Annotated in this window: 15 protein-coding genes; all 15 read right to left on the reverse strand. The window is 65.1% G+C overall.

All coding sequences use genetic code 11. The features are described 5' to 3' along the window. Position 1: 1 nt before the first annotated feature. Positions 2-763 carry a flagellar biosynthetic protein FliR gene (fliR, locus tag C995_RS0107600; RefSeq protein WP_018864359.1) on the reverse strand — a complete coding sequence of 254 codons (762 nt, stop codon included), beginning with the start codon at positions 761-763 and terminating at the stop codon, positions 2-4. 18 nt (positions 764-781) lie between these two features. Then, entirely contained in the window at positions 782-1,051 is a 270-nt protein-coding gene (gene fliQ, locus C995_RS0107605) for a flagellar biosynthesis protein FliQ (protein WP_018864360.1), read from the reverse strand. A gap of 12 nt (positions 1,052-1,063) precedes the next feature. Beyond that, a complete protein-coding gene (gene fliP / locus C995_RS0107610; RefSeq protein ID WP_018864361.1) occupies positions 1,064-1,831 on the reverse strand; it encodes a flagellar type III secretion system pore protein FliP in 768 nt (255 codons plus the stop codon). Further along, complete coding sequence (gene fliO, locus C995_RS0107615) at positions 1,831-2,274, reverse strand: flagellar biosynthetic protein FliO (RefSeq protein ID WP_018864362.1); 444 nt, start codon at positions 2,272-2,274, stop codon at positions 1,831-1,833. The genes fliP and fliO overlap by 1 nt, the downstream gene beginning before the upstream one ends. 3 nt (positions 2,275-2,277) lie before the next feature. Continuing rightward, entirely contained in the window at positions 2,278-2,892 is a 615-nt protein-coding gene (gene fliN, locus C995_RS0107620) for a flagellar motor switch protein FliN (protein ID WP_018864363.1), read from the reverse strand. Between the two features lie 12 nt (positions 2,893-2,904). Beyond that, a complete protein-coding gene (fliM, locus tag C995_RS0107625; RefSeq protein WP_018864364.1) occupies positions 2,905-3,879 on the reverse strand; it encodes a flagellar motor switch protein FliM in 975 nt (324 codons plus the stop codon). Positions 3,880-3,887: 8 nt separating this feature from the next. Continuing rightward, a complete protein-coding gene (fliL, locus tag C995_RS0107630; RefSeq protein WP_018864365.1) occupies positions 3,888-4,379 on the reverse strand; it encodes a flagellar basal body-associated protein FliL in 492 nt (163 codons plus the stop codon). Between the two features lie 294 nt (positions 4,380-4,673). Beyond that, positions 4,674-5,771, reverse strand: coding sequence for a flagellar hook-length control protein FliK (locus tag C995_RS0107635; RefSeq protein WP_018864366.1), 1,098 nt, complete (start codon positions 5,769-5,771; stop codon positions 4,674-4,676). Between the two features lie 65 nt (positions 5,772-5,836). Then, positions 5,837-6,289: a flagellar export protein FliJ gene (locus C995_RS0107640; RefSeq protein ID WP_018864367.1), complete on the reverse strand. Its 453-nt coding sequence runs from the start codon at positions 6,287-6,289 to the stop codon at positions 5,837-5,839. A gap of 1 nt (position 6,290) precedes the next feature. Beyond that, on the reverse strand, positions 6,291-7,667 hold the full coding sequence (locus tag C995_RS0107645) for a FliI/YscN family ATPase (RefSeq protein WP_018864368.1): 1,377 nt from the start codon (positions 7,665-7,667) through the stop codon (positions 6,291-6,293). After that, positions 7,664-8,365, reverse strand: coding sequence for a FliH/SctL family protein (locus C995_RS0107650; protein WP_018864369.1), 702 nt, complete (start codon positions 8,363-8,365; stop codon positions 7,664-7,666). The genes C995_RS0107645 and C995_RS0107650 overlap by 4 nt, the downstream gene beginning before the upstream one ends. Beyond that, entirely contained in the window at positions 8,362-9,375 is a 1,014-nt protein-coding gene (fliG, locus tag C995_RS0107655; RefSeq protein ID WP_018864370.1) for a flagellar motor switch protein FliG, read from the reverse strand. The genes C995_RS0107650 and fliG overlap by 4 nt, the downstream gene beginning before the upstream one ends. Continuing rightward, complete coding sequence (fliF, locus tag C995_RS0107660; RefSeq protein WP_018864371.1) at positions 9,365-11,023, reverse strand: flagellar basal-body MS-ring/collar protein FliF; 1,659 nt, start codon at positions 11,021-11,023, stop codon at positions 9,365-9,367. The genes fliG and fliF overlap by 11 nt, the downstream gene beginning before the upstream one ends. Positions 11,024-11,052: 29 nt before the next feature. After that, on the reverse strand, positions 11,053-11,382 hold the full coding sequence (fliE, locus tag C995_RS0107665) for a flagellar hook-basal body complex protein FliE (protein ID WP_018864372.1): 330 nt from the start codon (positions 11,380-11,382) through the stop codon (positions 11,053-11,055). A 138-nt stretch (positions 11,383-11,520) separates the two neighbouring features. Then, complete coding sequence (locus C995_RS0107670) at positions 11,521-12,894, reverse strand: sigma-54 dependent transcriptional regulator (protein WP_018864373.1); 1,374 nt, start codon at positions 12,892-12,894, stop codon at positions 11,521-11,523. Positions 12,895-13,027 lie beyond the last annotated feature (133 nt).

Consider the following 13,027-nt stretch of genomic DNA (forward strand, 5'->3'; position numbering starts at 1 on the left):
CCTAGAACCCCAGCATCGCTTGCATCAGGCCAAAGCCGTCGAACAACAGATCGCCGAGACGCTCCGGCAGGCCGGGCATCGTCAGCAGCAGCAGGATGAAACCCATCAGGATCATCATCGGGAAGCCCACCGCAAAGATGTTCAGCTGCGGCGAGGCGCGCGTGATCACGCCCATCGAGAGATTGACCAGCAACAGCGAGGCGACCGCCGGAATGGCGACCAGCACCGCTCCCTGAAACATCACGCTGCCGAATGCGATCAGCGACATCAGCGCCTCGGCATTCAGCCCCGAAGGGGCGACCGGAAGTGTTTCGAAACTGGTCAGCAGCAGCTCCAGCGCGATCAGATGCCCGTTCATCGCCAGGAAGATCAGCGTGGCCATGATCACGAAGATCGTGGAGACCACCGGCACCTGCACGCCCTGCGCCGGATCGACGATCGAGGCAAAACCAAGCCCCATCGACAGCGCAATCACCTCGCCCGCCTGGGTCAGCGCGGAGAACACCATCTGCAGGATGAAGCCCATCACCAGGCCGATCAGGATCTGGTGCACGGTCACCACCACGCCCTCGATACTGATCGGGTCTACCGCCGGCAGCGCCGGCCCCTGCATGGCCACGAAGACCGCGAGCACCAGGGCAAACAGGATGCGCACCGTCGCGGTGAGCTGGTCGCCCCCGAACACGGGCATCACCAGGAGCATCGCCCCAATGCGGGCGAACGGCCACATGACCGCCCCCACCCACACAAGGATCTGATCCATGGCGAGGTTCACGGACGGCTACCCCACCATACCCGGCGCGGCGTCATAGAGCCGCTCCGTAAAATCGATGATCAGCGCCAGCATCCAGTGCCCGGAGATCAGCAAGGCGGCAAACATCGCCAGCAGCTTGGGGATGAACGAAAGCGTCATCTCCTGGATCTGCGTCGCCGCCTGCAGCATCCCGATCGCCAGGCCCACGGCCAGGGCCGTCAGCAGCGGCGGCGCGGCCAGCAGGACCACGACCGTGAGCGTCTCGCGCCCGACATCAACCACCATCTCCGGCGTCATCGCGGAATCCCCCTAAACAAAGAAGCTGGTGGCGAGCGTGTTCATCATCAGCGCCCAGCCATCGACGAGGACGAACAGCATCACCTTGAAAGGCAGCGAAATAATCAGCGGCGACAGCATGACCATCCCCATCGACATCAGGACCGAGGCCACCACCAGGTCGATAATCAGAAACGGGATCAGGATCAGGAACCCGATCTGAAAGGCCGTCTTCAGCTCGCTGGTCACGAAGGCCGGGACTAGCAGGCTCAGCGGGATGTCATCGGCATCCTCGAATCCGTCGATGCCGTTGATCTCGGCGAACATGCGGATATCGCTCTCGCGGGTATGCGCGAGCATGAAATCACGAAGTGGCTGCACCCCCGCCTGCAGGACCTCCTCGGTCCCCATCTCCTCGTTCATGTACGGCACGACCGCGGTTTCGTAGATCTCCTCGAACACCGGCGCCATCACGAACAGCGTGAGGAAGAACGCCAGGCCGATGAGGATCTGGTTCGAGGGGGTCTGCGTCGTCCCCAGCCCCTGGCGCAGGATCGCCAGGACCACCAGGATGCGCGTGAAGGCCGTCATCATGATCAGCGCTGCGGGCAGCAGCGTCAGCACTGTCATCAGCAGAAGAATCTGCAGCGTGACGGAATAGGTCTCGCCACCGTCCCCGTCGGTGGTTACCGTCAGTGCCTCGATGCCCTCGCCGCCGAACTGGCCCCAGGCCAGCCCCGGAAGCAGCAACAGCGCCAGCGCCACAAAGGTGCGCGGCAGGTATCTGAGCCGCCCGACCATCACGTCCGTTCGCCTCCCGCCTCGCGACGGCCGGAGACCGCCCGGCGCAGGGCGCTCGAGAAATCAGGTGTCGCGGTTTCCTCGACATTCACCGGCTCGCGCAGCGTATGGAGGGTTCGCATACCGGAGGGCGCGACCCCGATCAGGACCTGCTCCCCTCCCACCTGGACCAGCATCAGGCGTTCACGGGTACCCACCGAGCGCACCGCGACCAGTTCGATGGCCTGCGATCCCCGGCTCAGGCCACCCTGCGTGCGCCGCAGAATCCAGCCCAGAAGCACGATCGCCACGATCACGATCACCAGACCGCCGATCATCTGCGTCAGATGAGCGGCGGCCGAGATCCCGCCACTCGCCTCCTCGGCGAGGGCGATCGCGGGCCAGAGCCCCCCTGTGCCGGCCAGTCCGAGGACTGCCAGCGAGCGTAGAAAGCGTAGTTTCATCCGTTACTTGAGCTTGCGGATTCGTTCACTCGGGCTGATCACGTCGGTCAGCCGTATGCCGAACTTTTCGTTGACCACCACCACCTCGCCGTGCGCGATGAGAGTCCCGTTGACCAGCACGTCCAGCGGCTCCCCTGCGAGCCGGTCGAGCTCCACCACCGAGCCCTGGTTCAGCTGCAGAAGGTTGCGGATCGGGATTCGGCTGCGCCCGATCTCCATCGAGATGGTGACCGGTACATCCAGCACCATCTGCAGATTGATGTCTTCGGCCGACATACCCGCCGAGGCCGCCAGCTCCTCCGGCTTCAGGGGCTCGGCGTCCGGGTCGGGCTTGTGCTTGCGCTCCCGCTTTTCCGCCCCGGTCAGCGCATCCATTGATTCGCCCCCAGCAGCGTTCGCCTGCGCCTCGTTCAGCAGTTCGTCGGGATCAGCCGTCTCTTCGCCGTCGGTCTCCTTCTGCTCGGCCAACGCTGCGGCCCACTCGTCCGCGAGGGCGTCCTGGTCTTCCTCGGGCGCATCGCCCTCGGCGCCTTCGGCTGTTTCCGTCGTCACATCGCCCTCCTCTTCGGAGGCCCGAGTTTCATCTTCTTTCTTCTGGTCGTCGTCGGTGTCTGCCATGGGTGCAGCCCTCTATCGCTTGATGATGCGATCCGTCACCTGGATCGCATTCATGCCGTCGGATACGCCGAACTTCCCGCGAAACAGCGGGATGTCTTCGACTTTCAAGGTCACGATCTCGGGGAGATCGATCGGGATGATGTCGCCCGGCTGAATGTCGAGCAGTTCCTGCACGGTCACTTCGGTCTCGGTCAGGATCGAGCTGATCTCGACCTCGGCATCCTGGATCTCTTCCTCCAGTGCCTTCATCCAGCGCTGATCCACGTCCGATCGGTCGGATTGCAGGCCGGTATCGAGCTGTTCACGGATGGGCTCGATCATCGAGTACGGCAACGTGAAATGCAGATTGCCGCCACCACCATCAAGCTCGATATGGAACTCGCTGATCACCACGATCTCGGTGGGCGACACGATGTTCGCGAACTGAGGGTTCACCTCCGAGTTCAGGAACTCGAAACGCAGATCCATCACCGGCTTCCAGGCCTTGGTCATGTCCTCGAAGGCACCCTCAAGGATGCCGTGGACCACCCGCATCTCCATCGGGGTGAAATCACGCCCCTCGATGCGGGTATAAAAGCGCCCGTCGCCGCCGAAGAAGTTGTCGACCAGGATGAACACGAGCTTCGGGTCGAACACGAAAAGCCCCGTCCCGTGCAACGGATGGGCCCGGACAAGGTTCAGGCTGGTGGGGACAAACAGGGAGTGCATGTACTCCGAGAATTTGGAGACCCGAGTCCCGACCACCGAGATCTCGGCCGACCGACGCAGCATGTTGAACAGACGGACCCGCAGATGTCGTGCAAACCGCTCGTTGATCATCTCCAGCGTGGGCATCCGCCCACGAACGATGCGATCCTGCGTGGCGAAGTTGAACTCCCGAGCCTGCCCGTCATTCGGAAACGGATCTTCCGTCTCGATATCGCCGTCATCGACGCCATGCAGGAGGGCGTCGATCTCGTCCTGACTGAGAATGTCCGTCTGCGCCATGGCGGGACCTACTGCATGACCAATTCGTTGAAACGCACCGCTTCCACATCGTGTGGCGCGTCCCGCTCCTCGAGAATCTGTGCAATGGCATCGCGCAGATCCTCCGCCAGGGACTCCTTGCCCTCGCGGGTATTCAGGTCGTCGTAGTGCATCTCACCAAGAAGCCCCAGCACGTCGTTGCGCACGGCCGGCATATGCCGCTCCAGCCCTTCGATCACCTCGGGGTCGGTCGTAACGACGCTCAGCTCGACCCGCAGATAGCGGATGCGGCCGGGCCCGTCGATATTCACCGTCATCGGCTCCAGCCCGTGGTAGTGGCGCTCGGCCGGGCCTTCCTCACTGGCCTCGTCCTCGTCCGCACCACTCGCCAGGAAGAACCACGCCGCGGCGCCCCCCGCGCCGGCGAACACCAGCACCAGCAGGATGACAAGCAGGATCAACCCCTTCTTGCCCTTCTTGCCGGCGCCCTCTTCCTCCAGTTCGACTTCCTTTTCCGCCATTTCCCGCCCTCGAAGTTCTCGCATCCGCCCATGCTGATGGCACAGGCTCACCCTGACTATTGCGTGATGTCATTGCAAAGCCGGTGCCAATATCATTTTTGTGCTTGAGTTCAGTGACTTACAAGACGGTCGATACGGACTGACGGGAATCCAGCGCGTTACCGGGGAAGGGAATCGTCAAGATTCAGCCGCGCCAGCCCCGGTAGAAGACGGGATCTTGGCGGGATGATGGAGCGGGCGGACCGTTACAGGACCGGCGGGCGGCCGGTCCCGGCCCCTGAAGAAAAGCAGCGCTCAGGCGAACAGATCGAGGCGACGGTTCAGGATGGACAGGGTGCTGTCCGCGCCCTGCTCGTCGTCGATCTCTGACTCGTCCGCGTCTTCCGCTGCCACGGCTCCGTCGGCCCGGGCCTGCTGGCCCTCACGCTCCTCGGCGGCCTGATCCGACACCGTGGCATCCTCGAGAGTGAGCCCGCTCTGGGCAAGGCTCTCGCGCAGGCGGGGCATCGCGGCCTCCAGTACCTCCCGGGTGACCGGATTGGTGCTGATGAACTGGACGGTCGCCCGATCACCGTCCACATTCAGGCGCACATCCAGCGTCCCCAGCTGCGGGGGGTGCAGCTTGATCTCGGTGCGCCCGCCCTGGGCACGCGCCAGCATGCGGATCTGGTCGCTCAGTTCGCGCTCCCCCCCGGGCTGCAGCAGGCGGGTCAGGTCCAGACGAACCGGGCTGCGCGAAGCCTCGCTGCCTTCCGCGGCCTGTACGTGCGCCGGCAGGATCCCGGCGAGGGGTTCGGCGCGGGCCTGCCCCCGCTGCGCATCACTCCCCTGGGCCATCCACTGCGCCAGCAGCTCGAGGACGTTCTCGCGCGACAACCGGCTGTTCGGGCCAAGCAGATCCGCGGCCGCTCCTGGCCCGTTTGCGTTGCCCTGTGCGGTCGCGTTCTGGCTGGATTCAAGGAACAGCCGCATGACCGCCGCGGGCAGTGGCTTGACCTCGCGTGCGCCGCCACCGTCTTCGCTCTGGCTTGTCCGCGCGACCGGCGCAGCAGGGCGATCATCCACTGCCGGCATCAGCGCGGCCAGCGGCAATTCCTTGCCGCCGGTGTCCATCTCGGCGGCAATCCCATCCTCGTCCATCAACGTCTGGAGACGGACCAGCATCGCCTCCAGGTCGAGCCCGTCGAGTTCCTCCTCGCCGACGCCCAGATCGGCCAGCAACGCCTCGAGCTGTGGCTGAAGGATGTCCAGGAAACTCTGCCCGTCAGCGGTCTTCAGCTCCTTCAGACCTTCCAGGCCCTCCAGGGCCTGCAGGTCTTTGAGGTCACCGCCGCCCCCCAGCAACTGCAGTAGCGGCATCATCCCCTGACCGGAATTGCTTGTCGCGATCATCAATGGATCCTCTGATTCATTGCCCGGCTCACACGGCCGGGCTGGGTATTACCCGTCTCTACTATTCAAGAACCTTGCCAGTCGCCACTCGGATCCTGCGTGCGGGCATGCACCTGCCGTGTCGCCCAAAGGTCCTGTTCGTGCTGACGCCTCCGGTCGGCCTCCCGTTGTTGTTCGGCAACGCGCCGCTCGAGCAGCTTCTCCAGAGACATCACGGCCCGGTGACGGAGCAGCCACTCCTGGCGCGCCTGCTCCGCTTGCGCCCCCGCGGCCTGGGCACGCAGGTCCTGCTGTTCCAGCGCGTGGCGCAGTTGATCCCGCATCCCGGAAAGCCACTTGAGTCGATTCGTATCGTCGGGTAGCGGCGCGCGCAGATACTCCAGCTGATAGCCCTCGAGCTGAGTCCGTTGAGCCTCCACCGCGTCCAGTTGTTGCAGTCGCGTCCCCAGCTGGCGGGTCGCCTCGCTTTCCTCGATGCGTCGCAGACGCAACAGACGCTCCAGCCGCCGAGAGTCCATATCAGGCGCCTCCGGTCAGCGCCAGCAGTTCGTCGCGCGCCTGATCAAACCCGATGGCCTCGTCGCGACCCTGACCAAGGTAGGCCTCGATCCGGTCATGCATGGCCACCGCTTCGTCCAGGTGCGGATCCGCACCCTTGCGGTAGGCCCCCACGGCGATCAGGTCGCGGTTGCGCATGTAGGTCGACGCGAGGTCGCGGAAGCGTCGGGCTGCCCGTTCGTGCTCCGGCGTGATCAGCGCGCTCATCACTCGCGAGACCGACGCCGACACGTCGATCGCGGGATAACGCCCGGTCTCCGCGATCTCGCGCGACAGGACCACGTGCCCGTCGAGGATCGCACGTGCCGCGTCCACGATCGGATCGTTCTGGTCATCCCCCTCGGCCAGCACCGTGTAGAACGCCGTGATCGAGCCACCGCCCACATCCCCGTTGCCGGCCCGCTCCACGAGCTGGGGCAGGCGCGCGAAGACCGACGCGGCATAGCCTTTCGAGGCCGGCGGCTCGCCGATCGCCATCGCGATCTCGCGCGCCCCCTGGGCAAAGCGCGTCAACGAATCCATCAACAGCAGTACATTGAGTCCTCGATCACGAAACGACTCGGCCACGGTCGTGGCCACCCAGGCACCATGCTGGCGCAGCAGCGGCGATTGGTCCGCCGGTACCGCCACCACCACGGTGCGCTGTCGAGACTCCTCGTCCAGGATCTCGTGGATGAACTCGTTGACCTCTCGCCCACGCTCCCCGATCAGCCCGACCACGATCACATCGGCATTGGTATTGCGGGTCATCATCCCGAGCAGGACACTCTTCCCGACGCCGGAACCGGCGAACAGGCCCAGACGCTGGCCCCGTCCGACCGACAGCAGCCCGTTGATCGAGCGAATGCCGACATCCAGCGGCTCCCGTACCGGCGCCCGCTGCAGAGGGTTGATCGGGCGCCCCGAAAGTGGGCTGTGATCACGCGCGCGCAATGGCCCCTTGCCGTCCAGCGGCTGGCCGTTGGCATCGATCACGCGCCCCAGCAGCGCGTCCCCGACCGGGATCTCGCGCTGGGCGTCGAGCGGCTCGATGCGCGCACCGGGCGTCAGGCCCGAGGCCAGCTCTTCCGGCATCAGGAACGTCCGGTCATTCTGGAACCCGACGACCTCGGCCGGAACGGCCATCCCGGTCTCGCCGTGGATCAGTGCGCGCCCCCCCATCGGCAGACGCAGGCCCTCGGCCTCGAAAGTCAGGCCCGTCAGCCGCGACAGCCGACCCTCGGACTGTGGCGGATGCACGCGTTCCAGCCGCCCACGCGACTGCTGCAGGCGATCCAGCAGCCCCGTAGTCAGTTGCTCCTGTCCGCGCTTGCGCAGGGAGTCGAGACGCGAACTCACGACTCCTCCTCCGATCCCGACCCATTCTCGGACGGCATCGAATCGGCAGGATCTACCAGTTCGCCCCAGACCGCCTCAACCGCCTGTTGCAGACGACGTTCAAGCGAGGCATCCACAGACGCGGCGCCGGCTTCGACGCGGCAGCCACCCCGCGCCAAGTTGGAGTCGGCGATCCAGTGCACCCGCGCATCCAGCGACTGCGCATAGTCGTCCAGCAGGGCGCGGTCCTCCGGGTGAACATGCACCCGCACCTCCTGGTGCCGCCCCGGGAGCTGCTCCAGGGCCTTGTGCAGTACCCGTTCGATCAGCTCGGGGCGGGTGGTGAGTTCGGCATTCAGGACCTTGCGGGCCAGTGCGACCGTCAGGGCCAGCAGTTCCGGCTCCAGCTGGTCAGTCGCCTCGGCGAGGGGGTCGGTCAGGCCACCGGCAAGGGACTCCAGGGTAGCGACTGTCTCGCGCAGCTTCTTGTCGGACTTCGCGCGGGCGGCCTTCTCGGCCTCCTGCTTTCCGATCTCGTGCCCCTCGGCGTAACCGACTTCGAATCCGTTCTGGCGCGCCTGCTCCTCGATCTCCTCGATCTCGGCAGCGGTAGGCAGCCGGCGTGGCGGACGCAGCCCTTCCTCGCCAATCTCCGGCGGCTCCCAAAGCGATGCATCGGGCTCTTCGAGCTGCGCCTGGGCAACCGGACGCGAGGTCACAACATCGCCTCGCTACCCTGTCCGCCGAGCACGATCTCCCCGTTCTCGGCCAGACGACGGGCCACCGCCAGGATCTCCTTCTGCGCCCCTTCGACCTCGCTGACGCGGACCGGGCCCTTGGCCTCCAGGTCCTCACGCAGCATCTCGGCCGCGCGCTTGGACATATTGCGGAAGATCTTGTCCTTGAGCTCCTCTTCGGCGCCTTTCATGGCCAGCACCAGCGAGTCCGTGGAGATCTCGCGCAGCAGCGTCTGAATACCGCGATCGTCGATGTCGACCAGGTTCTCGAACACGAACATCTCTTCTTCGATGCGGCCGCCCAGATCCGAATCGGACTCCTTGATCGTCTCCATGATCTCGGCCTCGCGAGAGCCCTCCATCAGGTTCATGATGTTGGCCGCTGTGCGCACCCCGCCCAGCATCGAGGTCTTGCTGGCGGCATTTCCCGAGAGCTGGCGATCGAGGATCTCGTCCAGTTCCTGCAGCGCCTGCGGCTGGATGCCATCCAGGGTGGCAATACGCATTACGATGTCGCTCTGCACCCGGGAAGGCAGATATTGCAGTGTGTCCGATGCCTGGTCGGAGTCCAGGTGCGACAGGACGATCGCGACGATCTGCGGATGTTCGTTACGCAGCATGTCGGCAATCGCGCGCGGATCCAGCCACTTCAGGGCATCGATCCCTTTGGAATTGCGCCCCAGCAGGATCCGGTCGATCACACCCGAGGCCTTCTCGCCCAGCGCGTTCTCCAGAACGCTGCGCACGTACTCGTCAGCACCCACGCCGAGCGCCGTCTGTTCCTGAACATGCGTGGAAAAATCGTGCAGCGCGGCGTCCACATCGGCGCGCGATATGCGCTCCATCGAGGCCATCGCGGTCCCGATCTTCTGGACCTCCTTCGGCCCCATGTGGCGCATGACCTCGGCGGCGGCATCCTCGCCGAGGCTCATCATGAACACCGCGGCGCGTTCCGCGCCATCCATCTTCTTGGCTTGCTTGTCAGCGGCCATCGTCACCCAACCAGGTCTTCATTACCTGTGCCACGCGCTTCGGGTCCTCGCGCACCATCTCGCGTACCGCCTCGAGGTCCATCTCCTGCTGATCCGGCCCCTTGGGCCCGGTCAGGGCGGCCACGGCCGACGGCGACCCGGCCGGCGCGCTGGCTCCATCGTCCTCGGACTGATCGGTCAGCGCCCGTTGCTGATCATCCCGCGTATCGCGCGGCGGCCGAGCCGTCAACTGCTTCAGTGCCGGGCGCACCACCGTCAGCAGCAGGATCAGCGCCAGCAGCAGGCCTGCGCCGATCTTGACCATCTCGAGGAACCATGCCTGCGACCAGAACGGCACCTCGTCCTCGACCATCTCCTCCACCGGTGCCTCGAACGGTGCGGTCACCACGTTCAGCGTATCGCCACGCGCCTCCGAGAATCCAACCGCCTCGCGTACCAGGGCCTCGATACGCTCGAGCTCCTCCGCGTCGCGGGCCACACTCTCGGTCGCGCCGTCTTCGCCCACCTGCTCGCGAAAGTCCACAACCACCGCGGTGGACACTCGGCGAATACCGCCCGGTGCCTCGCGGATATGATTGATGCGCCGATCCACCTCGTAGTTGCGGGTGACATTCGCGCTGCGATTGCTCGGCAACGGTGCCGGCGCCACCTCGCCCTCTGGATCTTCCACCGCGCCACCTTCCGGCGGCTGATTCGTCAGCGCCCCGGGGACCCCGGTCGGGCCGCCATCCATTCCGGTGCGCTCGTCCTCGCGCGTCTGCTCCGACCGCAGGGCAATGGTCTCCGGATCGTAGAGTTCCTCGGTGCGTTCCACCTGCGAGAAATCGATATCGGCGTTGACCTGAACGCGCACCTTGTCCGAGCCCACGATCGGTGCGAGCAGGTCATGGATGCGTTCCGCATAGCGCTGCTCGACCTCGCGCGAGTACGAGAGCCGGTCACTATTCCCCATGCCACCGCGATCGCCTCCGTCCTGCGTCAGCAGCCGTCCGCGCTGGTCGACCACGGTCACACTCTCCGGCTCCAACTCCGAGGTACTCGAGGCCACCAGGTGCACGATCGACGACACTTGGGAATCCGACAGGGAACGACTCCCCCGCAGGTGAACGACCACCGAGGCACTCGCTGGGCGGCGATCGCGTACAAATACTGACTCTTCCGCCTGCGCAATATGCACCCGTGCACGCTCGACCGCGTCCAGGGAGGCAACGGTGCGCGCAAGCTCTCCCTCCATCGCGCGATGGAAGCGGGCCCCCTCAATCATGCGGCTGGTACCCAGCCCCGTATCTTCCTGCAACAGTTCGAAGCCCACATCGCCGGAGCGCGGCAGGCCCTCCGATGCCAGCTGCAGGCGGGCCTCGGCCACATCCCCCTGCGGCACCTTCACCTGTCCGGTGGTGGAATCCACCTCATAGGAGATACCGGCCTGCGAGAGCGCCTGCACGACTTCCGCGGCCTCCTCGCTTTCCATGCGCGGGAACAGTGGCACATAGGTCGGCCGGAAGGCCCAGTACAGCACGGCCACGATCACCACGATCGCGCCGGCCAGCATGCCCAGCAGCGCAAGCTGGCGACCGGCCGGCATGCCATTGAACTCGCGAAAACCGCCGGTGATCACGGCGGGCAGGGTTTGTGCGTTCTCGGCCATGGGTGCTTATTCTCCGTAAGGTCCCGGCGTCAGACCTGCATCCGCATGATTTCCTGATACGCGTTCAGAAGCCGATTGCGTACCTGGTTCGTCGCCTCGAATGCGAGGCTGGACTTGTTCATCGCGACCATGACCTGCGGCAGGCTGACATTCTCGTCGCCGAGTTCGAAACGGGTCTGAAGATCGCTTGCATCCTGCTGCACTTCATTCACCCCGCGTAGCGAGTCACGCAGCACGTTCTGGAAGTCCGCACCGCCAACCTGACCCGGCTGCTGCGTGGGATTGGTTTGCTCCACGCCCGAGTTCTGGGTCAGCTGGCGCATCTGGGCCAGTACGTTCTGAATCTGCATCTCGCTCATGATTCAACTCCCCTTTTCACCACCACGCGCGGCACGAAAGACGTTTGGCCCTACGCGTGACCGCCTCGTCCGGCAATCGCCCTGTGGGCCCCGGCAGCTTCGCCATAGCAGAAAGCAAGGCCCGTGCCAGTGATCGCCCTAGTTCCCTGAAGAAGGCACCGCGAATCCCGACTCGCGCAGCCGGGCGATCTTGTAACGCAATGTTCTGGGGCTGATTCCCAGTCGCTCCGCCGCCTCCTTGCGACGCCCGCCCGACTCGCGCAATACATTCAGGATGACCCGGCTCTCCTGGGTCTGCAGGGTCTGTTCCAGCATCGGCGTCGAGTTCTCGTCGGCGGGCCGGCAGTCATCGAACTCACCCGTGTCCGATGCCTGACACTCGTGTGTGCCCCAGGGCATCAGCATATCCAGGTCCAGCCAGATCGCCTCCACACCAATGGTCGATCCGCGTGCCGGGTCGTGCAGCGTGACTGCACGTTCCATCACATTCGCCAGCTCGCGAACATTGCCCGGCCAGTCATGCTCGACCAGGCGCCTCTGGGCCGAGGTGTCGAGATCAGTCAATGCATTGCCGCTCAACCGACGCAGCAGGGTGCGCGCCAGCGGAACGATATCCTCCGGGCGCTCGCGCAGCGGCGGGATCCAGACGGGGAAGACATTCAGACGGTAGTACAGGTCATCGCGCAGCACGCCTTCGGCCAGGGCTTCGCGCAGGTCGCGGTTCGAGGTGGCGATCACTCGCACGTCGATACGTCGGCTTTGCCGCCCGCCGAGCGGCTCCACTTCGCGTTCCTGAAGCACGCGCAGCAGCTTCGCCTGCAGGTTGACCGGGATCTCGGTGACCTCGTCGAGCAACAACGTCCCGCCATGCGCCTGGACGAACTTTCCCGGCCGCGCCTCCAGCGCCCCGGTGAACGCACCCTTGGCATGCCCGAACAACAGGGCCTCCAGCATCGTCTCCGGCAACGCCGCGCAGTTGACGGCCTCGAACGGCCCGTTGGCACGCGGCGAACGCGCGTGCACCTGCCGCGCCAGCACCTCCTTGCCCACGCCCGATTCGCCGGTCACGAATACCGTGGCCGGGCTCGCGGCAATCCGCGATACAAAGGCATCCAGCAGTTGCATCGAGGCGCTCTGCGCCACCATGCGGGGGACCACGATCCCGGGAGACGGCTTGACGACCGAACGCAGCCACTCGGCCATGGGCTCGGCCATGTCGGGGAGCGCGAAATGGGCAGTCAGGCCCTCGCGCAGGGCCCGGATCTCGTCGTCGTGTGCCGCGTCGTGTCCAACGGCGGCGACCGGCACCTGCCCGTTCAGGGCGCTCCAGTCACGCCGAACGCCACGATGCGCCACCAGTACCGCGCGCGGGCGATGCCTCTCCAGCGCATCGGAAAGTTCGTCACCCGGACAGGACTCCAGCCGTACCCTGGGGATCGTCGCCAGCACGCGCACCACTGCCTCGCGCAGCGCGGGTTCCGCATCGACTAGGAGAATGGTCGCTCTGGACATAAACCGGTTCCTCGGAAGTTCGGGAGGCAACCAGCAAGAACCGAGCCAGAACAGCAATTAAGGTTGTATTACAGAGACTTAGGGTATATTCCGGATGCTCGCCGTCAATTCATCGTCGGGTCTTAGGACTGCA

The organism is Thioalkalivibrio sp. ARh3 (assembly GCF_000377265.1).
GTDB lineage: Bacteria > Pseudomonadota > Gammaproteobacteria > Ectothiorhodospirales > Ectothiorhodospiraceae > Thioalkalivibrio > Thioalkalivibrio thiocyanoxidans.

What these genes read in the sequence shown, in the direction of transcription:
- fliG (WP_018864370.1), bottom strand. Translation starts at nt 9,375, where the DNA reads ATGGCCGCTGACAAGCAAGCCAAGAAGATGGATGGCGCGGAACGCGCC.
- fliN (WP_018864363.1), bottom strand. Translation starts at nt 2,892, where the DNA reads ATGGCAGACACCGACGACGACCAGAAGAAAGAAGATGAAACTCGGGCC.
- C995_RS0107640 (WP_018864367.1), bottom strand. Translation starts at nt 6,289, where the DNA reads ATGGACTCTCGGCGGCTGGAGCGTCTGTTGCGTCTGCGACGCATCGAG.
- C995_RS0107670 (WP_018864373.1), bottom strand. Translation starts at nt 12,894, where the DNA reads ATGTCCAGAGCGACCATTCTCCTAGTCGATGCGGAACCCGCGCTGCGC.
- C995_RS0107635 (WP_018864366.1), bottom strand. Translation starts at nt 5,771, where the DNA reads ATGATCGCGACAAGCAATTCCGGTCAGGGGATGATGCCGCTACTGCAG.
- fliF (WP_018864371.1), bottom strand. Translation starts at nt 11,023, where the DNA reads ATGGCCGAGAACGCACAAACCCTGCCCGCCGTGATCACCGGCGGTTTT.
- fliE (WP_018864372.1), bottom strand. Translation starts at nt 11,382, where the DNA reads ATGAGCGAGATGCAGATTCAGAACGTACTGGCCCAGATGCGCCAGCTG.
- fliQ (WP_018864360.1), bottom strand. Translation starts at nt 1,051, where the DNA reads ATGACGCCGGAGATGGTGGTTGATGTCGGGCGCGAGACGCTCACGGTC.
- fliR (WP_018864359.1), bottom strand. Translation starts at nt 763, where the DNA reads ATGGATCAGATCCTTGTGTGGGTGGGGGCGGTCATGTGGCCGTTCGCC.
- fliM (WP_018864364.1), bottom strand. Translation starts at nt 3,879, where the DNA reads ATGGCGCAGACGGACATTCTCAGTCAGGACGAGATCGACGCCCTCCTG.
- fliL (WP_018864365.1), bottom strand. Translation starts at nt 4,379, where the DNA reads ATGGCGGAAAAGGAAGTCGAACTGGAGGAAGAGGGCGCCGGCAAGAAG.
- fliO (WP_018864362.1), bottom strand. Translation starts at nt 2,274, where the DNA reads ATGAAACTACGCTTTCTACGCTCGCTGGCAGTCCTCGGACTGGCCGGC.
- fliP (WP_018864361.1), bottom strand. Translation starts at nt 1,831, where the DNA reads ATGGTCGGGCGGCTCAGATACCTGCCGCGCACCTTTGTGGCGCTGGCG.